Origin of the sequence: Actinoplanes subtropicus (genome assembly GCF_000721705.1) — a bacterium.
In the GTDB taxonomy this organism is placed as follows: Bacteria; Actinomycetota; Actinomycetes; order Mycobacteriales; family Micromonosporaceae; genus Actinoplanes; species Actinoplanes subtropicus.
Genome location: NZ_JOJL01000002.1, coordinates 251890 through 270990, shown reverse-complemented (window position 1 = coordinate 270990; position 19101 = coordinate 251890). Strand labels below are relative to the sequence as shown.

Here is a 19101-nt window from a genome sequence, read left to right as displayed (position 1 = left end):
AACTTCCGGGAAATCTTAGCCAGCCGGCCCGTTGTCCAGCAAGAACTCCACGGGGGAGCCAGGCCGCCCCGGCTGAACCGGTTTCACTTAGGGAGCCGAGTATGGGAGTGCGTCCGCGACGGCGCGGGGTCCCGCCCGTCGTCCTGCTACTGATATCCACCATGACGGTCGCCGCGTGCGGCGGCAGCGGCGACAAGTCCAAGAACCTGGTGTCGGCGGACGCCGGCATCGACGCGCTGGTCGCCGCGGCCAAGAAGGAAGGCAAGGTCACCATCTACTCGGCGCAGGGCCTCGACGCCCTGAACAACCTGGCCGCTGCCTTCAAGAAGGAGTATCCGGGCATCGACGTGGACGTCGTGCGCGGCGTCGACGGCGATCTGGGCACGAAGGTGGAGACCGAGTTCCAGACCGGCAAGGGCATCGCCGACCTGTACGTCAGCGCCAGCCTGCCCTGGGTGCAGAGCGAGGCCAAGGCCGGGAAGTTCCTGGCGCCGACCGGCCCCGAGCTGACCGGCAAGGGCGCGTACGACGTCAAGAAGTACGTCCACGACGGCAACTACTTCGAGACCAACTCCGCGGTCCTGACCTTCGGCTGGAACACCAAGCTCTACCCCAAGGGCCTGACCGATTACCCCGACCTCCTGGACCCCGCGCTGGCCGGCGGGAAGATCGGCGTGGTCCAGCCGACCGCGGCGTCGCTCGTCGACTTCTACCTCTGGCTGGAGGAGACGTACGGCGCCGACTTCGTGACCAAGCTGGCCGCCCAGAAGCCGCGCATCTACCCCAGTTCGCTGCCGATGGGCGAGGCGCTCGCGTCCGGCGAGATCGCGGCCGGCAGCTTCGTGGCGCCGATCGCGCTCGATCCGGCCAAGGCCAAGGGCGCGCCGATCGCGTACAAGATGCCGCCGTCCGGCGCGTGGGGCGCCCGGTACTACGGCATGGTCCTGACGACCGCTCCGCATCCCAACGCCGCCCAGCTCCTCGCCAACTTCATGGTGACCGAGAAGGGGCAGGAGCTGATCACCCCGGCCGCGGGCTCGGTGCTGCCGAACGTTCCCGGCACGCTCATCACCAACGACAAGGTACGGGTGCAGGCCATCGTGGCACTCCTTAACTGAGTTCAGTTCAGCTAGCCGAACTCTAACGCCTCCGGCGGTCAGGCCGCCACTATCCGGACGCAGGCATCCTCGATCAGATCGCGCACGTCGGCCAGCGGCGTGCTGCCCTGCGGGCGGTACCAGCGCCAGACGCTGACGATCATGCCCAGCAGGGAGAGCGCGAGCGTGCGGGCGTCGCGGCGGGCGAAGACGCCGGCGTCCATGCCGCGCTGCAGCAGCCCGGTCCAGGAGAGCTCGATCTGCTGCACCAGCTGACGCGCCGCCGCGCGCTCGCCCTCCTCCCGTGCGGACTGGCGCGGGACGGCGAGCAGGTCGAAGTTGTTCTCCAGGATCCGCATCCGCAGCACGTCCCGCTCGGAGACCTCGTACGCGGCGCGGACCGCGGCCCGGAGGGCGGCCATCGCCTCCGTCTCGCCGCTGGTCGCCTTCACGAACATCTCGTGCGAGCGCTCCAGCTCCATCCGCATGATGGTGAGCAGGCAGTGCGCCTTCGACTCGAAGTAGTGGTAGAGCGCGGGCTGGCCGATACCGACGCGGTCGGCCACCGACGACCACTTGGTGGCGTCGTACCCCGCCTTGCCGAAGCTCTCGATCGCCACCGTCAGGATCGCGGCACGCTTGGAGCGAGGCCCTGCCATTTCGGCCCTCCGGGTTGTCCGTCAAAACTGCAGCATAGAGCCGAGTTGAACTCGGTTCCACTGGACCGGTCACCGGGCCGTCCAGCCACCGTCGACCACCAGGACCTGTCCCGTGCAGTAGGACGAGGCGTCCGAGGCGAGGAACAGCAGTGCGCCGTCGAGCTCGCCGCCCTCGCCGCCCCGGCGCAGCATGGTGTTCCGCTCGACCCACTCGCTGGACCGGGAATCGGCGAACAGTGCCTCGGTCATCTCGGAGCGGAACCAGCCCGGGGCCAGGGCGTTGACCCGCACGCCGGCCCGGCCCCACTGCCCGGCGAGCTCGCGGGTCAGCCCGAGCAGGCCGGCCTTGGACGCGGCGTAGGCGGCGCCGCCCATCGGCGCGGCCGAAACCAAGCCCAAGATCGACGCGACGTTCACTATGCACCGGCCGGTACCGTGCCCGCCCGCGTCCGCCAGCAGCCGGGCCAGGTGAAACGGGGCCACCAGATTGACGGCGAGCACCTCGGCGAAGTCGTCCGGGCTCTCGTCGGCCGCGCTGGGCGCGCCGGCCGTACCGGCGTTGTTGACCAGCACGTCGAAGCGGCCGGTGACGTCGAGGGCCGTCGCCACGAGCCGGCTGCGGTCCTCCTCGCGGCGCACGTCGCAGGCGACCGGGTGGATCCGGTGGTCGGCGGCCGCGACCTCGGCCAGCCGCTCCACCCGGCGGGCCGCGGCGAAGACGGTCGCGCCCGCCGCGGCGAGCACGGCGGCGAAGCGGGCGCCGAGCCCGGACGACGCGCCGGTGACCACCGCGGTCCGGCCGTGCAGCGCGAACAGGTCGGCCGTCACGGCTCCACGCCGATCGGCAGGGCGAGCGCTCCCCCGTCGAGGACCAGGGTCTGGCCGGTGATCCAGGACGATGCGTCGGAGGCGAGGAACACGGCCGCGTTCGCGACATCTTCGGGCGTGCCGAGCCGGCGCAGCGGCAGCTTGGCGGTCAGGATCGGCTCGCGCACCTCCCACACCGCACGGGCCAGCTCGGTCTTGATCAAGCCGGGGGCGATCGCGTTGACCCGCGCCTTCGGCCCCAGCTCGTAGGCGAGCTGCCGGGTCAGGTGGATCATGGCGGCCTTGGTGGCGTTGTAGTAGCCGATGTGCGGGTCGACGATCAGCCCGCCGACCGAGGCGATGTTGACGACCGCGCCGCCGTGCTCGGCCATCGACGCCTTCCAGGCGCAACTGGTCCAGGCGATCAGGCCGTACTGGTTCACCCGTACCGTCTTCTCGGCCCGCGGCAAATCAAGATCAATAAGATTCCCCTGGTACGGGTTGGTAGCCGCGTTGTTGACCAGGATGTCCACCCGCCCGAACCGCTCCATCGTCTCGTCGATGCAACGCTCGGCGTGCTCGGGTTCGCCGGCGTTGGCCACGACCGTGTGCACGCCGCCGCCCGGCACCGCCGCGAGCTCCTCGCGGGCGGCGGCCAGCCCGTCGGCCTTGCGGGCGGCGATGGTCACGTGCGCGCCGGCCGCCCGGTAGGCGTGCGCGATGGCCAGGCCGATACCGCGCGAGCCGCCGGTGATCACCGCGACCCGCCCGACCAGAACGTTCACGAGGTTGCCCCCTTGGTGTAGCGGGCCAGTTCCTGCCGGGCGACCGTGCGCAGGTGCACCTCGTCCGGCCCGTCGGCGATGCGCAGGGCCCGGGTGATCGCGAAGAGCCGGGCCAGCACCGTGTCGTCGCTGACCCCGGCGGCCCCGTGCGCCTGCACCGCCCGGTCGACGACCCGGTGGGCCACCTCGAGCGCGGCCACCTTGATGGCCGCGACCTCCATCCGGACCGCGGCATTGCCCACCGTGTCCATCAGCCAGGCGGATTTGAGCACCAGCAGCCGCAACTGCTCGATCTCGATCCGGCTGCGGGCGATCCACTCCCGGATCACGCCCTGCTCGGCCAGTGGCCCGCCGAACGCCTCGCGCGCCAGCACCCGCCGGCACATCAGCTCCAGCGCCCGCTCGGCGAAGCCCACCGCGCGCATCGCGTAGTGCATCCGGCCCGGGCCGAGGCGCCCCTGCGCGAGCGCGAAGCCGTCCCCCTCCCCGCCGAGCAGGTTGCCGACCGGCACGCGTACGCCGGTGAAGAGCACGTCGCCGTGCCCGAGCCGGTCGGTGTAGCCGAACATCGGCAGGTCCCGCAGCACCGTGACGCCCGGGGTGTCGCGCGGGATCAGCAGCATGCTCTGCCGCCGGTAGGCCGGTGCGTCCGGGTCGGTGACGCCCATCAGGATGATCAGCGAGCAGTCCGGGTCGAGGATGCCGGAGGTGTACCACTTGCGGCCGTCGACGACGTACTCGCCGCCGTCCCGGACGATTCGGGTCCGCAGGTTGCGCGGGTCGGAGCTGGCCACCTCGGGCTCGGTCATCGCGAAACAGGACCGGATCCGCGCCTCCAGCAGCGGGCGCAGCCACCGGTCCTGCTGCTCGGGCGTGCCGAAGAGGGCCAGCAGCTCCATGTTGCCGGTGTCCGGGGCCGAGCAGTTGAACACCTCCGGCCCGATGATCGAACGGCCGGCGAGCTCGGCGAGCGGCGCGTACTCCAGGTTGGACAGCCCGGCGCCCCAGTCCCCGTGCGACAGGAACAGGTTCCACAGGCCCTCGGCGCGGGCCTTCTCCTTGAGCTCGCGCAGCACCGGCGGCAACGCGTGCCGGTCGTCCGCCTCGGCGAGCTGCCGGTCGTACACCGGCTCGGCGGGGTAGACGTGCTGCTCCATGAAGGACCGCATCCGGTCCTGCAGTTCCCGGGCCCGCGGCGTGGGTTCGAAGTCCATGGCCCTCCTCACTCCAGCAACTCGGCGGCGCCGCGGATCATCGCGGCGATGGTGGGTGGCAGCCGTTCCTGATCGGGGTCGTGGATCCGCCCCTCGCGGTGCCGGCGCAGGTTGTGGCCCATGATGGCGGCCATCTTCATCCGGCAGAGCGCGCCGAACCAGGCGAACGCGGGCGGCCGGGCGGCGCCGTCCAGGTAGGCGTCGAGCAGCTCCGCCTCGGTCGGGAGACCCGCGACCGGGCGGCCCAGCGCCGGGAAATGGCGATGGTCATGGAAAAGCAGGAACCAGCCCATGTCCGTACGCGGATCGCCGGCGCTCCAGATTTCCCAGTCGACGACCGCGGCCGCCCGCTCCCCCCGACAAAGCACGTTGCCCAGCCGGAAGTCGCCGTGCACGAGCACCGGCGGCAGCCCGGCCGGCACGGACTCCGCCAGCCGGCGCAGCAACCGCTCGGAGCCGGGCCGCAACTCGCCGGGCACGGCCCGCATCGTGCGGCTCCACTGCGCCAGCTCGGCGCTCGCGTCGCGCGGCGCGGGGGCGCCCAGGGGCAGGGCCGCCACGTCGAGGTCGTGCAACCGGCGCAGCACCCGAGCGGCCTCCAGCATCCGCGCCGCGGCCAGCTCGCTCGGCAGGTCGTGGTCGTCGAGCACGGGCTCCACCGCCTCGCCGTCGACGAACTCCATCGCGAACCAGGCGGGCTGAGTCTCGTCGAGAACGACCACATCCGGTACCGGCACGGTCGTACCCGCCAAGGCCTGCAGCACCCTTGCCTGGCGCAGCATGTCGTTGCGCCCGACCGGCCGTTCCGCGGGCGGCACCGCCTTGACGACGTATCGACGGTCCCCGACGTCGACCAGGTAGGTCAGGCCCGAGTGCCCGCCCGCCAGCGTCCGCAGGGGTCCCACCGACTGTCCCGGGAAGGCCGCCCGAACGCGGTCCGCGACGCTCATCGGGACGGGTCCCGGGGTAGGCCGAGCACCCGCTCGGCGAGGATGTTGCGCTGGATCTCGTCGGTGCCGCCGGCGATCCGGTAGCCGGGTGCGCCCATCAGATGCTCGGTCCAGGCGAAGGTCCCCCACTCGCCGGTGTCGGCCACGGCCCGCGGGCCGAGCAGTCGCACCACCAGGTCGCTCGTGCGCCGCATGGTCTCGGTGGCGTAGAGCTTGCCCACCGACGCCTCGGCGCCCGGCTCGCGGCCGGCGACCAGCGCCTCGGTGACCCGCCGCCCGATCAGCCGCTGCACCAGCGTCCGGACGAACAGGTCGGCGGCCCGCTCCACCTCCCCGCCGGTGAGCGGGCGGCCCAGGTTCCGGGCGAGCGCGAGCGCGCGGTCCGCGTTGGCCAGCCCCAGCGAGCCGCTGTCCAGCCGCTCGGCCGCCAGCACGCTGAGAGTCACCCGCCAGCCCTCGCCGGCCGGGCCCAGCCGGTCCGTGTCGGGCACGGCCACGTCGTCGAGGTAGACCTCGTTGAAGCTGGCGCCCCCGGTCATCTGCCGGATCGGCCGCACGCCGAGCCCGGGCGCGTCCATCCGTACCAGGAACACCGTGATCCCGGCGTGCTTGCGGGCCGCCGGATCGGTCCGGCAGACGGCGACGCCCCAATCGGCGACGCGGGCACCGGAGGTCCACACCTTGTGCCCGTTGAGGATCCAGCGGCCGCCGTCGCGGACCGCCCGGGTCCGTACCGCCGCGAGGTCCGAGCCCGCCTCCGTCTCCGAGAACAGCTGGCAGGCCAGCAGGTCGGTGCGCAGCATCGGCCCGATCCACCGTCGCTGCTGCTCCGGCGTGCCCCAGATCCGTACGGCGGGCGCGACGAGCTGCTGGGTGACCGGGAAGATCTCGGTGCGGCGCGGCACGTCGAAGGCCGCCTCCTCGGCCCGGTAGAGCTGCTCGAAGTACGCCGGCAGGTCGCGCCCGCCGAACTCGGCCGGCCAGCCCAGGGCGCCCCACCCCTGGTCGAACCGGAGCCGCTCCCACTCGCGGATCCGCTCGGTGTGCGCGCGCTCCTCCTCGGCGGACCAGTTCTCGAAGACCGCGACCGAGTCTTCGCCGGTCCCCCAGCCGCCGTCGGCGGGGCGCGGCCGGGCCACGGTGGCCAGCCAGGCGCGGGCCTTCGCCCGGAACTCGTCACTCTCCACGTCGCTCCTTCAGCCGGAAAGCCGGGACAGCACCGTGCAGGCGCTGACGCCGGGCGCGCCGTACACGTGCGTGAATCCGATCCGCGGCGCGCCGGGCACCTGGCGCTCGCCCGCGTGGCCGCGCAGTTGCTGCACGACCTCGTAGACCTGGCGCAGGCCGGAGGCGCCGATCGGCTCGCCGTTCGCGAGGCAGCCGCCGTCGGTGTTGACCGGCAGCGTGCCGCCGATCTCGGTGGCGCCGGCCGCGATCAGCTTCTCCTGCTCGCCGTCCGCGCAGAACCCGCACTCGGCCAGGTGCATGACCTCGGCGCCGCTCTCGGTGTCCTGCAGCTGGCAGACGTCCACATCGGACGGCCCCACCCCGGCCGCCTCGAACGCGGCCGCCGCGGCATCCCGGCTCACGCTGGTCAGCTCCCCGGCGGCCAGCCAGGGGCTGAACACCTCGAACGAGCCGAACCGGCGGGACCGCACCACGGCCGCGCGCAGCGTTACCGGCACGCCCGTCATCGTGCGGGCCGCCTCGGGCGAGCAGAGCACCACGGCCGCCGCGCCCTCGCCCGGCGAGCAGAACATGTACCGGGTCAGCGGGTCGCTGACCATCCCCGAGGCGAGCACCTCGTCGGCGCTGACCGGGGTGCGGCGCCAGGCGTTCGGGTTGCGGCTGCCGTTGCGGTAGGCCTTCTCCGCCACCAAGGCGAGGGTACGCGGGCTGATCCCGTACGCGTGCATGTAGCGGTTGATCTTCATGCCGAAGAACTGGGTGGTCACCATCAGCCCGTCGCGGCCGTATGCCTCGTCGAGGCCCCAGTCGGCCGGCATCGGATCGAACGCGCCCCGCGGATGCTTGTCGAAGCCGACCGCCAGCACGACGTCGGCCATGCCCGCGCGGATGGCGTTGACCGCGGACACGAGCGCGCTGCCGCCGGTGGCACAGCCGTTCTTGACGGTGACGAACGGCACCCCGGTCAGGCCCAGCTCGGCGACCAGCGTGTCGGCCTGGCCCGCGGCGTCGCTGCCGCCGAACGCCGCGCCCACGCGGGACCACGGGATCCCGGCGTCCGCCAGCGCCGCACGCACCGCCCGGACGGCGTGCGCCCGCCCGGTCGTGTGCTCGGTCCGGCCGAACCGGGAGATGCCGGCGCCGGCGATCAGCACGTCGGTCATCACCCCTCCTCGATCGGTGTGGCCCGCGGAACCCCGGCCGTGGCCTCGATCCGGACCGGCAGGTCGATCCGGATCGCGTCGGGGTCGGCGGTGTCCAGCACGGCGGCGACCCGGACCCGCTCGGGCAGCTCCACGTAGCCGACCGCGAACGGCCGGAACCCGCCCGGCGGTGGCACGTACGGCGGCGACTTGGGGGCGTACCGCTGGACCGTCCAGGTCCAGAGCGTGCCCACCGCGGACAGCGTGACCGGCGACGTGCCCTGCCCGCAGCGCGGGCATTGCCCGGCCGCCGGGTAGACCGTCACCGCGCAGGCGGCGCAGTGTGAGCCGGCGAGCACCGGTCAGCGCCCCTTCCACTTCGGCTCGCGCTTCTCCAGGAAGGCCGCCACCCCCTCGGCCGCGTCCTCCGAGTTGAGGGTCACGCCGACGGCGAGGTGCTCCATCACCATCAGCGACTGGATGTCCGCCTCCAGGCTGCGGTCGATGGTCATCTTGGTGATGCGCATCTGGAACGGGCTCTTGTCGGTCAGGTGGCCGATGAACTCCTCCACCGTGGCGTCCAGCTCCGCGGCCGGCGCCGAGGCGTTGATCAGGCCGAAGTCGGTGGCCTGGACGCCGGAGAGCAGCTTGCCGGTGAGCATCAGCTCCTTGGTCTTGCGGATGCCGATCATGCGCGGGACGCGGTAGATCGGGCCCGCGCCGCCGAACAGGGCACGCCGGATGTGGAAGTCGCCGATCCTGGCCTCGTCGTCGGCGATGGCGAAGTCGCAGGAGATCATCAGCTCGAACCCGCCCGCCGTGACGTAGCCCTCCAGCACGGCCACCGACGGGGTGGCCATCGAGTACAGCCGGTCGCAAACCTTGGCCGAGACGACGGCGACGTCCATGGCGGTGCTGCTGCCGATGTAGTCGGCCTGCAACTCGTCCAGGTCGAAGCCGGAGCAGAACGTCCCGCCGCGGCCGCGCAGCACCAGCACGCGCAGCTCGGGATCGGCGTCCACCTCGGTGATGATCTCGTCGAGCCGTTTGAGGATGGGCAGGGTGACCGAGTTCTTCTTCCACGGGCGGTTGAGCCACACGCGGGCCACGTTGCCGTCGCGCTCGAACTGGATCTCGTCGGTTACGGTCACGGGAGTCTCTCCTTCAAGTGATGTGCTCCGTCAGGCCGAGCAGCGCGCCCAGCCGTGCCCGGTGGTCGTCGGCCGTGCCGAACAGCACCTGCGCCGAGCGCGCCCGGCGCAGGTAGAGGTGCGCCGGGTGCTCCCAGGTGAAGCCGATGCCGCCGTGCAGCTGGACGTACTCCTCCGCGGCCCGCCGGAAGGTCTCGGAACAGACCACCTGGGCGGCGGCGGCCGCGACGGCCAGTTCCTCCGGTGGCCCGGCGACTTCCTCCGGTGGCGGGGCGACTTCCTCCGGTGGCGGGGCGACTTCCTCCGGCGGCCCGGCGACTTCCTCCGGCGGCCCGGCGACTTCCTCCGGCGGCCCGGCGACGCAGGAGGCCGCGTACGCCGCCGCCGACCGCGCCGCCTCGATCTCCACCAGCAGGTCGGCGAGCCGGTGCTGAACCGCCTGGAACGAGCCGATCGGCCGGCCGAACTGGTGCCGCTGCGTCACGTACGACACCGTGGCGTCGAGCGCGTGGGCACTGCCGCCGGCCTGCTCGGCGGCGAGCGCGGCCCGCCCGATGTCGAGGACCCGTTCGACGACGGCTTCGGCGGCGCCCGGCTCGCCGATCGGGGTCAGCGGGGTGTGCCGCAACGTCACCAGCGCCTGCGGGCGGGTGCCGTCCAGCACGGTCCGGGCCTGCCGGGCCAGGCCGGGCGCACCGGCCTCGCAGGCGAACAGGCCCGTTCCGGCGCCGGTCCGCGCGGCGAGCAGGATGAGGTCGGCGCCGGCGCCGTCGAGAACGAAGTCGGCGTGGCCGTCGCCGAACCAGCCGCCGGCCTCGCGGGTGGCGGTCAGCTCGCCGCCGCCGAATCCGGCCACCGTCGCCGTACGGGTGCCGGCAGCGATGGCCGGCAGGTGCTGACGGCAGGCCGCCTTGTCGTCGCTGAGCAGCAGGGTGTAGCCGGCGAGCACCACCGTGGACAGCAGCGGGCCGCCGGCCAGCGCCCGCCCGGCCTCCTCCAGGGCGACGGCCAGGTCGGCGAAGGAGAAGCCGGCTCCGCCGTACTCCTCCGGGATCGCCAGGCCCTGAACGCCGATCTCGCCGGCCATCCGGGCCCACAGCGCCTTGTCGAAGCCACGCGGGGTCGCGCCGAAGAAGTCGCGCAGCACGCCTCGCAGCTGCGTCTGCTCCTCGCTCTCCCGCATCGCTTCCGGCCCCCTAATTGAACTCAGTTCAGTTACTGTAGATGAAGCCCGGACGGCGGGGCAAGGTCATACCGTGAAGCGGCCGCCGTTGGCCAGCAGCACCGCGCCGACCAGGTTGGCGGCGCCGTCGCCGGCCAGGAAGAGCGCGACGTCGGCGATCTCCTCGGGCGTCGCGTACGGGCGCACCCTGCCGTCCCCCAGCGAGTGCCGCAGCGGCTCCGGCGTCCGGGCCGCCATGCCGGTGTCGGTGGGCCCCGGCGCCACGACGTTGACGCGTACCCCGAAGGCGATGGCCTCCTTGGCCACCGACTGGCAGAGCGCGTGCACCCCGGCCTTGGACGCGGCATAGTGCGCGTATCCGATCGGGGCGTCGAACGACGCGGACGAGCCGACGACGACGATCGCGCCGGCCCGGACGGGAGTCATCACCCGCAGGGCGGCGCCCAGCACATGGAACGTGCCATCGAGGTTGACCGACATGACACGGCGCCAGGCGGCGTCCTCGAGACGCGCGGTCACCTGCGGCGGCTCCCCGGCGAGCAGCGCGTCGGCGATGACCTGCTTGGCCGCCGGGTCATCCACCCCCGCCGCGTGGACCACGACGTCCAGCCGGCCGTGCGCGCGGATCACCGCCTCGATCGACTTCTCCACCTGCGCGGGGTCGGCGACATCCACGGCCTCGGCGGCCGCGGCATTCACGTCGGCCACCACGACAGCGTCGGCGCCCCGGTCCGACAGGCGCCGGGCGACCGCCGCGCCGATCCCCGATCCACCACCGGTGACGTACGCGACCTTGCCCGCGAACTCCATGAGCGTTCCTCTATGCTGAACTGATATCAGTTTGCTACCCTGTCGCGATGCCGGTGTCAACATGAGAGCCCTCCGGATGCCCGGCCCCGTGCTGGCCGACGTCGACCGGCCGGCCCCGCGCGGCGGCGAGGTGCTCGTCCGGATGACGGCCGCCGGGCTGTGCCACTCCGACCTGCACGTCATCGACGGCGCCGCCACCTTTCCGGCGCCGTTCACGCTCGGCCACGAGGTGGCCGGCGTGGTCTGCGAGCTCGGGCCGGAAGCCACCGGCGTCGCGCCGGACGACCCGGTGGTGGTGTATGGACCGTGGGGCTGCGGCCGCTGCCCCCGCTGCCTCGCCGGCCGCGACAACTACTGCGACCGGCGTGCCGAGCTGTCCTGGGCGGGCCTGGGACTCGGCCGGGACGGCGGCATGGCCGACTACGTGCTGGTCCCGTCCGCCCGGTATCTCGTACCGATCGGCGATCTCGACCCCGCGCAGGCGGCACCGCTGGCCGATGCCGGCCTGACGCCGTACCACGCCGTCCAGCGCTGCCGGCCCGCGCTGCAGGACGGCACCACGGTGGCCGTCATCGGGATCGGCGGGCTCGGCCATCTCGCCGTCCAGCTGCTGCGCCGGTTGACGCCCAGCACGGTGATCGCGGTCGACGTCCGGGAGGAGGCGCTCGCGCTGGCCACCCGCTGCGGCGCCCACCTGAGCCTGCCCGCGACGCCGGAGACCGACCGCCCGATCCGCAAGGCCACCGGCGGGCGGGGCGCGGACGTCGTGCTCGACTTCGCCGGCACCGACGCGACCCTCGACCTGGCCGCCCGGAGCCTGCGCGCCGACGGCGACCTGGTGATCGTCGGCAGCGGCGGCGGACACCTGACCCTGCGGAAGCCGGGCCCGCTGCCGGCCGGCGCCCGCGTGTCGCTCCCGTTCTGGGGCACCCGGGACGACCTCGCCGAGGTGGTGACGCTCGCCCGCGGCGGCGCCCTCACGGTCGAGGTCGAGCGCTTCCCGCTCGCGGCGGCCCACGAGGCGATCGACCGCCTGCGCGCCGGCACCCTCCACGGCCGCGCCGTCCTGATCCCCGACCCCACCATCGCGTAGGAGCCTCGGCCGCCTCGCACTCGCGGTCTGTCACCGCTGTCCGCGGTGCGGTAGGCAGGGTGTGTGGTGTCCCGGAACGTCGCCGGTTTTCCGGCTGAGTCGACCAGCTTCGTCGACCGGCGGCACGAGCTCTCCGAGGCGAAGCGGCTGCTGGCCACCACCCGGCTGGTCACCTTGACGGGCCCGAGCGGGGTCGGCAAGACGCGGCTGGCCACGCGGACGGCGCACTCGGTGGCGCGGGCCTTTCCGGACGGGGTGCACCTGGTGCCGCTGGATGCCCTGCGCGACGGCCGGCTCGTCCCGTACGCCGTCGCGGACGTGCTCGCCATCCGGGGCGGGACCGGCGAGTCGCCGATGGAGGCGATCCTCGCCCATCTGCGGGCCCGGCGGCTGCTGTTGATGCTGGACAACTGCGAGCACCTGCTCGACGCGTGTGCCGATCTCGTCAAGGCGATGCTGACCGCGGCCGAGAGCGTCCGGGTGCTCGCCACCAGCCGGCACCGGCTGGGGGTCACCGGCGAGCACCTCCTGGACGTGCCGCCGCTGCGTACCCCCGATCCGGGGGCGGCGCCGGCCACGGCGCGGGCCGTGGCCGAGTTCCCCGCGCTCACGCTCTTCGCCGACCGGGCCGCCGCGGTCGACCCCGATTTCGAGATCACCGTGGCGAACGTCGAGACGGTGGCCCGGTTGTGCCATCGGCTGGACGGGCTGCCGCTGGCGATCGAGTTGTCCGCGGCGCGGCTGCGGGCGCTGAGCGTCGAGCAGCTCGACGCCCGGCTGGACGACCTGTACCGGCTGGGGGCGGACGGTCCGGCGGCACCCCGGCACCGGACGCTGCGCGCCGCCGTGGCCTGGAGCCACGACCTGTGCACGCCGGCGGAGCAGCGCGCGTGGGCCCGCCTGTCGGTCTTCCCCGGCAGCTTCGACCTCGACGCCGCGACCGCGATCTGCGGCGAGGACGCCTTCGACGCGGTGGTGGGGCTGGTGGACAAGTCGGTTCTGGTCCGCGACCACGCCGACGGCGCGGCCCGCTACCGGCTGCTCACCGTGCTGCGCGAGTACGGCCAGGAGAAGCTGACGCCCGAGCAGCGGATCGAGACCGGGCGCCGCCACCGCGACCACTACCTGCGGCTGGGGCAGGACGGTCACCGGCGCTGGTTCAGCCCGCACCAGGCCGAGCTCATGCGGCACATGCGGGCCGAGCACGACAACCTGCGCGCGGCCCTGGAGTTCTGCCGGACCACCCCCGGCGAGGCCGAGGCGGGCCTGCGCCTGCTGGAGAGTCTCTGGTTCTACTGGATCGGCGGACAGTGGACGGAGGCGGTCTACTGGTCGCGGAGGTTGCACGAGAGCGCCGGCGCGCGGGCGCCCGCCGCCGGGCGTACCCGGTGGGCCGCCGGAGCCATGGCGGCGATCCGCTCGCGGATCGGCGCGATCCTGGTCGCCGGCGCCCCGTCGAGACCCGCGGTGCCGGAGGATCGGTTGCCGCCGATCGGCCGGCTGGCCGAGATGATCGCGGACGGCCCCGGCGACGCCGACCCGGAGCTGACCTTCCACGTGCTCAGCCGCGTCGAGGTCGCCCTCACGTTCACCACCTGGGGGTGGCCGCGGCGGGCCGTGCCGGTGTGCGCCGAGGCCCTGGTGGTCTGCGAACAGTACGGCGAGCAATGGACCCGCTCGCACGTGCTCTGCGCGCTGGCGCTGGCCGAGTGGGCCCTCGGTGACGTCGAGTCGGCCGCCGGGCATGCCGAGGACTGCCTGCGGCTGGAGTACGTGACCCAGGACCGGCTCGCCACCGGCTGGACGCTCGAGCTGCTCGCCCTCATCGACGCCGACCGCGGCGCGCCCCGGCAGGCCGCGACGCTGCGCGGTGCGGCGCAACGGATCTGGTACGAGACCGGCGGCAACGACCCGTTCGCGGTGCACGAGCGGGCCGGCCGGACCAGGATCGCCGAGCGGCTGGCCCGCGCGGCCCTCGGCGACGACGCCTTCGAGCAGGCGTACCGGCAGGGCTACGACCTGGGCCCGCGGGACGCCGACGGCGGCGGGACCGCGCCGGCGGCCCGCCCGGACGTCCCGCTGACCGCGCGCGAGTTCCAGGTCGCTCAGCTGATCGCTCGGGGCCTGACCAACCAGCAGATCGCCGCCACGCTGGTGATCTCCCGCCGGACGGCCGAGTCGCACGTCGAGCACATCCTGACCAAGCTGTCGCTCGCCAATCGCAGCCAGGTGGCGGCCTGGATGGCGGGCCAGGAGCGGTAACGCTCAGGCCTCCCGCAGCTCCAGTTGGGGCACGTCGCCGGCGCCCAGACCGCGCAGGACCGCCGCCAGCGTGGAGCCGCAGCGCACGGCGAGCCGCGCCTCGGCCGGCAGCGCCGCGGCGAACTCGATGAACTGGCAGGCGTAGTGCGCCTCGATGAAGAGCAGATCGGTCAGGTCCAGGTCGAACCGAACCGGCCCACCGCTCGACCCGCCGGCCACCAGGTCGCCCAGTTGCGCGGCCAGGCCCGCCCGGTTGGCCTCCCCGACCCGCCCGGCCACCCGGACACCGTCCGCGGACGACGTGACCTCCAGCGTGTCGAGCCGCTCCATCACCTGCAGCGGGTGGACGTCGAGGGTCGCGGCCACCAGATGGTCGCTGCACGTGATCCGGTCGTACCAGCACAGGCCCACGAACCGCGGGTCCACGAACAGGTTCGCCATGAACGCCTCGTAGTCCACGACCTCGTCGTCGGGCACCCCCGCCCGTTGCGCCCAGCGCATGTCGCCACCGGCCCGCACGCCCGCGTAGCCGGCACCCGCCGCCGCCTCCCAGGCCTGGTTCATGGCCCGCAGCATCCGCGTCTTGGAGAGCTTGCCGTCCGGCACGTACACGTCGACGTTGCGGCTCAGGTCCAGCTGCCCGGCCCGCGCCGCAGCCGGCGCCCGGCCGGTGCCGGCGTCGAGCCGCGCGACCGCGTCGTCGTCGCTCAGGTCGTCCGGATCCAGGATCAGCATCACCCGCTCACCGCGCGTGAAACCGGCTTGGGTGTACGCGGTCAGCAACTCCCACCGCGCCTCGTGATCGCCGGTGGCCAGGCACGCGTGGTCGCCCAGCCCCAACCGTTCCACCGGGACCCGCTTCTCCATGTCCAGCCTCCCGACGCCCGCCGATCGCCGTAGCTAAACACGCCGCCCGGCCCCGAGGGGAGCTACGACGCCCGGTCGGGTGACCCCGCGCTACGGGGTCAGCTCGCTGACGATCGCCTTCGTGCCCGCCGCATACCGGGACCACGGCGCGACCCCGCCGGTCAGCCGGATCTTCTGGCCGTTGTCGAAGTCGGTGAGCTTGATCCGGCGCGCCAGCCCGTGCCGGCTCACCTGCACGCTCGTGGTGGCCCGGTGGAAGCGCATGACCTCCTTGCCCGGGTTGGTGCCGACGGCCGGCAGCGACAGCAGGTGGATCGTCTCCGGCGTGACCGCGACGACCAGGCGCACGCTCACCCCCTGGGACCGGGCGTTGACCTCCCGCGCGGCGCGGAGCCCGCCCGCCGTGAGGATCCCGTCGGTGAGGGCGCTGACCCCCAGGTCGTCGGCGATGGATCCGGCGGTGATGATGGCGGTGATGTCGCCGACGAGGTCGCTCGGCACGCCGAGAATCCCCACGATGATCGGCCGGTCCACGCTCAGGATCCGCTGGGTCTTGCGCGCCAACTCGTCGAAATCGAACATTTTTCCTCGCCTGTTCCGGTGGGTCTCGGTTGTTCGATCATGAGAGTAGGCAAGCGGGAGGCCGCCGCGGATCAGGCCGCGAGCCGGAGCCTCTCCACCCGTGGAGGGAGATCGTCTCCGCCCGCGGGACAGATCTTGGTTAGTTTGCGATCGTGGAGTCGTTCCTCGAGACCCGTGCCGGGCGCCGGCTCGTGGCGGTCGGTATCGCGGTGCTCGCGGCGGGTGTCGCGGCCGGGCACGGGCTGTCGGCGTCGCCGCCTTGGCCGCCCGCCGCCTGGGCCGCCGGGGTGGCCGCCGCTCTGTGCCTGCTCGCTCGCCCGGCCTTCCCGCTGACCGTGCTGGCCGCGACGGTCACCGCCGACGTCGCGAGCGCGCAGCTGCTGGGCGCCGACGGGGTGGCCACCGCGGCGGCGCTCGTCGCGGCCGCGACCGTGGCGTCCCGGTCCGGCGTGACCATGCGCAGCATCCCGCTGCTCGTGGCCTTCACCTGCGGGGAGACCTTTCTCGTCGACCGGCCGCTGAATCTGGCGCCCGCCGCGATCTGCGCCCTGTGTCAACTGGCCGTCGCGGCCGGCCTGCGTGTGGGGGTACGCCGCGATCAGTCGACCAGGACCCGGGAGCACGTCGAACGCCTCCGCGAACGCGCGGCGGCGGCCGCCCGCGAGACCACGCTGGCGGTGCGCTCCGCCGCGGCCGAGGAGCGCCTGCGGATCGCGCAGGAGGTGCACGACGTCCTCGCGCACACGCTCAGCGTCGTCGTCGTGCAGGCCACCGCGGCCGCCGACGCGTTCGAGCGCAGCCCGGCCGGCGCGAAGGCGGCGGTGGAGACGATCGGTGACGTCGCCCGCAAGGCCCTGGGCGATCTCCGCGCCGTGTTGGCATCCCTGCACGAGACCGGAACCGAGACCGAGGACAACCCGCCGGCCAGGTCCGAGACCGCCCTGTCCGGGCTGGAGAACCTCGTCGGGCACGTCCGCGCGGCCGGCCTCGACGTTTCGCTCGACATCGGCGGCGACGTCCCCGGCCTGCCCCCGGCGACCGCACTGACCGCGTTCCGCGTCATCCAGGAGGCGCTGACCAATACGCTGCGCCACGCGCATGCCCACCGCGCGGCGGTCACCGTCCGGGTGGAGTCGCCCGAACTCGTCGTGGAGGTCGTCGACGACGGGTGGGGTAGAAACCCGGCCCGGCCCACGACGGAGCCGTGGCCGGGGAGCGGGCGCGGCCTGACCGGCATGCGATCACGGGTGACGAATCTCGGCGGTACGCTCGCCACGGGCAACCGGCATCCGCGCGGATTCCAGGTGCTGGCGCGGCTCCCACTGCCCGACGGACGGAAAGAGACCCGGTGACGACGCGTGTCCTGCTGGTGGACGACCAGGACCTGGTGCGGGCCGGTTTCCGGCTGATTCTCGGCGGCCGCGACGAGATCACCGTCGTGGGCGAGGCCGGCGAGGGCGAGGAGGCCGTACGCCTGGCCCGCGAGCTGGCCCCGGACGTCATCGTGATGGACATCCGGATGCCGGGCATGGACGGCATCACCGCCACCCGGCGGATCCTCGAGGCCCGCCCCGCCGCCCGGATCCTGATCCTGACCACCTTCGACACGGACGAGCACGTCTTCGCCGCGATCCGGGCGGGCGCCAGCGCGTTCCTGCTCAAGGACACCCGGGCCGACCAGTTCGTCGAGGCCATCCGGACCGTGGCCGCCGGCCAGGCCGTGATCGCCCCCGCCACCACCAGCCGCCTGCTGGACCACCTCGCGCGGACCGCGCCCGCGACCGCGACCGACGACCGGCTGGAGGCGTTGACCGTCCGCGAGCGCGAGGTCCTCGTCCACATCGCCCGCGGACTGACGAACCAGGAGATCGCCGAGGCCATGTACCTGGGCGAGTCCACCGTCAAGACGCACGTCTCGGCGATCATGCGCAAGCTGGACCTGCGCGACCGCGTCCACGCCGTCATCGCCGCGTACGACCACGGGCTCGTCCGCCCCAACGCGTAGCCCGGGACTTCTGCTGATCTCAACAAAAGTTCTTCATGACGAGAGGAAACTATTTACAGCTTCGGCATAAGTACGTAGCGTCTCGGCTCAGGAGCCGAACCGGGAGGTTGCCGTGGATGTCGAGCAGTCCGCCATCCGTCCGCTGTCGCAACGCTTGCTGCAGCTGCTGCGAGACCGTGGTCCGCTGTCCCGCGCCGAGCTCGCCGACCGACTCGACGTGCCCCGGCCGCGCCTGCTGACCGAGCTCGAGGCGCTGGTGGGCAGCGGGATCGTGCGCGAGGCGGGCCCGGCCGCGTCCCGGGGCGGGCGGCGCTCCACGCTGGTGGAGCTGCGCGGTGACCTGCGGTTCGCCGCCGTCGACCTCGGCGCCGCCTCGATCGATGTGGAGATCACCGACGGCCGGCTGGAGCCGGTCGCCGCGTACTCCGAGCCGGCCGACATCCGCTCCGGGCCCAAGGTGATTCTGCACCGGGTGAGCGAGATCCTGGCGAAGTTCAAGGTGGAGGGCGCGTACGAGCGGCTCGAGGCGATCGGCATCGGGGTGCCCGGCCCGGTCAGCTTCCGCGACGGCGTGCCGGTGTCGCCGCCGATCATGCCGGGCTGGGACCGCTATCCGGTCCGCGAGGTGCTCAGCCGCGAGCACGGCTGCCCGGTCGTGGTCGACAACGACGTGAACATCATGGCGATCGGCGAGTGCTACGGCGGCGTCGCGCACTCGGTGGACAACATGCTGTTCCTGAAGATCGGCACGGGCATCGGCTGCGGCATCTACCTCGGCGGCCAGGTCTACCGGGGCACCGACGGCTGCGCCGGCGACATCGGCCACATCCAGGTCGACAGCCAGGGGCCGGTCTGCGCGTGCGGCAACGTCGGCTGCCTGGAGGCGGTCTTCGGGGGCACGGCGCTGGCCCGCGACGCGCTCGCCGCGGCCCGCGGCGGCCGGTCCCCCGCGCTCGCCGAGCGGCTCGCGCAGAGCGGGACGCTGACGGCGCGCGACGTCGCGGACGGGGCGGCCGAGGGCGATCCGCTGTGCGTGCAGCTCATCCGCCAGGGCGGCCGGCGGGTCGGCGGCGTGCTGGCCGGGCTGGTCAGCTTCATCAACCCGTCGATGATCGTGATCGGCGGCGGGCTCTCCGGGCTGGGGCACCTGCTGCTGGCCGAGATCCGCAGCGTGGTCTACCGCCGGTCGCTGCCGCTGGCCACCGGCAACCTGCCGGTCGTGCTCTCCGAACTCGGCCCGCGGGCCGGGGTGGTCGGCGCCGCCGTGCTCGCCAGCGACCTCGCCTTCGGCCGGCCTTCCTGACGG

19 protein-coding genes are annotated in these 19101 nt (G+C 73.2%); 6 read left to right on the top strand and 13 right to left on the bottom strand.

The features are described from left to right. Positions 1-161: 161 nt before the first annotated feature. The gene (locus IH26_RS0103225; protein WP_051807378.1) at positions 162-1118 is read left to right on the top strand and encodes an extracellular solute-binding protein; all 957 of its coding nucleotides are present in this window, start codon (positions 162-164) and stop codon (positions 1116-1118) included. A 38-nt stretch (positions 1119-1156) separates the two neighbouring features. On the opposite strand, the gene IH26_RS0103220 is transcribed toward IH26_RS0103225, so the two are convergent. From IH26_RS0103220 to IH26_RS0103170, 11 genes are all read right to left on the bottom strand, one after another. Next, positions 1157-1756: a TetR/AcrR family transcriptional regulator gene (locus IH26_RS0103220; RefSeq protein WP_030434581.1), complete on the bottom strand. Its 600-nt coding sequence runs from the start codon at positions 1754-1756 to the stop codon at positions 1157-1159. Between the two features lie 69 nt (positions 1757-1825). After that, positions 1826-2584, bottom strand: a complete 759-nt coding sequence (locus IH26_RS0103215; RefSeq protein WP_030434580.1) for an SDR family NAD(P)-dependent oxidoreductase — start codon at positions 2582-2584, stop codon at positions 1826-1828. Further along, a complete protein-coding gene (locus IH26_RS0103210) occupies positions 2581-3348 on the bottom strand; it encodes an SDR family oxidoreductase (protein ID WP_030434579.1) in 768 nt (255 codons plus the stop codon). Before IH26_RS0103210 ends, IH26_RS0103215 begins: the two co-directional genes overlap by 4 nt. Continuing rightward, on the bottom strand, positions 3345-4562 hold the full coding sequence (locus IH26_RS0103205; protein ID WP_030434578.1) for an acyl-CoA dehydrogenase family protein: 1218 nt from the start codon (positions 4560-4562) through the stop codon (positions 3345-3347). Before IH26_RS0103205 ends, IH26_RS0103210 begins: the two co-directional genes overlap by 4 nt. An 8-nt stretch (positions 4563-4570) precedes the next feature. Continuing rightward, positions 4571-5467: a phosphotransferase family protein gene (locus IH26_RS0103200; RefSeq protein ID WP_211268559.1), complete on the bottom strand. Its 897-nt coding sequence runs from the start codon at positions 5465-5467 to the stop codon at positions 4571-4573. Positions 5468-5508: 41 nt separating this feature from the next. Next, positions 5509-6699, bottom strand: coding sequence for an acyl-CoA dehydrogenase family protein (locus IH26_RS0103195; protein ID WP_030434576.1), 1191 nt, complete (start codon positions 6697-6699; stop codon positions 5509-5511). Between the two features lie 9 nt (positions 6700-6708). Next, positions 6709-7863 (bottom strand): thiolase family protein, encoded by a 1155-nt coding sequence (locus IH26_RS0103190; protein ID WP_030434575.1) that lies wholly within the window; start codon positions 7861-7863, stop codon positions 6709-6711. Continuing rightward, positions 7863-8201 carry a Zn-ribbon domain-containing OB-fold protein gene (locus IH26_RS0103185; RefSeq protein ID WP_030434574.1) on the bottom strand — a complete coding sequence of 113 codons (339 nt, stop codon included), beginning with the start codon at positions 8199-8201 and terminating at the stop codon, positions 7863-7865. Before IH26_RS0103185 ends, IH26_RS0103190 begins: the two co-directional genes overlap by 1 nt. A 3-nt stretch (positions 8202-8204) precedes the next feature. Next, entirely contained in the window at positions 8205-8993 is a 789-nt protein-coding gene (locus tag IH26_RS0103180) for an enoyl-CoA hydratase/isomerase family protein (RefSeq protein ID WP_030434573.1), read from the bottom strand. Positions 8994-9006: 13 nt separating this feature from the next. Then, a complete protein-coding gene (locus IH26_RS0103175; protein WP_051807376.1) occupies positions 9007-10176 on the bottom strand; it encodes an acyl-CoA dehydrogenase family protein in 1170 nt (389 codons plus the stop codon). Positions 10177-10242: 66 nt separating this feature from the next. Beyond that, entirely contained in the window at positions 10243-10986 is a 744-nt protein-coding gene (locus tag IH26_RS0103170; protein WP_030434571.1) for an SDR family NAD(P)-dependent oxidoreductase, read from the bottom strand. Positions 10987-11047: 61 nt separating this feature from the next. Here IH26_RS0103170 and IH26_RS0103165 point away from each other — a divergent pair, with 61 nt between their 5' ends. Both IH26_RS0103165 and IH26_RS0103160 read left to right on the top strand, forming a co-directional pair. Then, positions 11048-12079 carry an NAD(P)-dependent alcohol dehydrogenase gene (locus IH26_RS0103165; RefSeq protein WP_030434570.1) on the top strand — a complete coding sequence of 344 codons (1032 nt, stop codon included), beginning with the start codon at positions 11048-11050 and terminating at the stop codon, positions 12077-12079. Positions 12080-12145: 66 nt separating this feature from the next. After that, a complete protein-coding gene (locus IH26_RS0103160) occupies positions 12146-14341 on the top strand; it encodes an ATP-binding protein (RefSeq protein WP_034213555.1) in 2196 nt (731 codons plus the stop codon). Between the two features lie 3 nt (positions 14342-14344). On the opposite strand, the gene IH26_RS0103155 is transcribed toward IH26_RS0103160, so the two are convergent. Then, a complete protein-coding gene (locus IH26_RS0103155) occupies positions 14345-15208 on the bottom strand; it encodes an MEDS domain-containing protein (protein ID WP_030434568.1) in 864 nt (287 codons plus the stop codon). A 90-nt stretch (positions 15209-15298) separates the two neighbouring features. Beyond that, the gene (locus IH26_RS0103150; RefSeq protein WP_030434567.1) at positions 15299-15790 is read right to left on the bottom strand and encodes a hypothetical protein; all 492 of its coding nucleotides are present in this window, start codon (positions 15788-15790) and stop codon (positions 15299-15301) included. Positions 15791-15942: 152 nt separating this feature from the next. Between IH26_RS0103150 and IH26_RS55405 the strand changes: the two genes are divergently transcribed. The 3 genes from IH26_RS55405 to IH26_RS0103135 all read left to right on the top strand — a co-directional run bounded on the left by IH26_RS55405 (position 15943) and on the right by IH26_RS0103135 (position 19098). Continuing rightward, the gene (locus IH26_RS55405) at positions 15943-17142 is read left to right on the top strand and encodes a sensor histidine kinase (protein ID WP_051807373.1); all 1200 of its coding nucleotides are present in this window, start codon (positions 15943-15945) and stop codon (positions 17140-17142) included. Next, on the top strand, positions 17139-17795 hold the full coding sequence (locus IH26_RS0103140) for a response regulator (RefSeq protein WP_030434565.1): 657 nt from the start codon (positions 17139-17141) through the stop codon (positions 17793-17795). Before IH26_RS55405 ends, IH26_RS0103140 begins: the two co-directional genes overlap by 4 nt. 112 nt (positions 17796-17907) lie before the next feature. Then, positions 17908-19098: an ROK family protein gene (locus tag IH26_RS0103135; protein ID WP_245664891.1), complete on the top strand. Its 1191-nt coding sequence runs from the start codon at positions 17908-17910 to the stop codon at positions 19096-19098. Positions 19099-19101 lie beyond the last annotated feature (3 nt).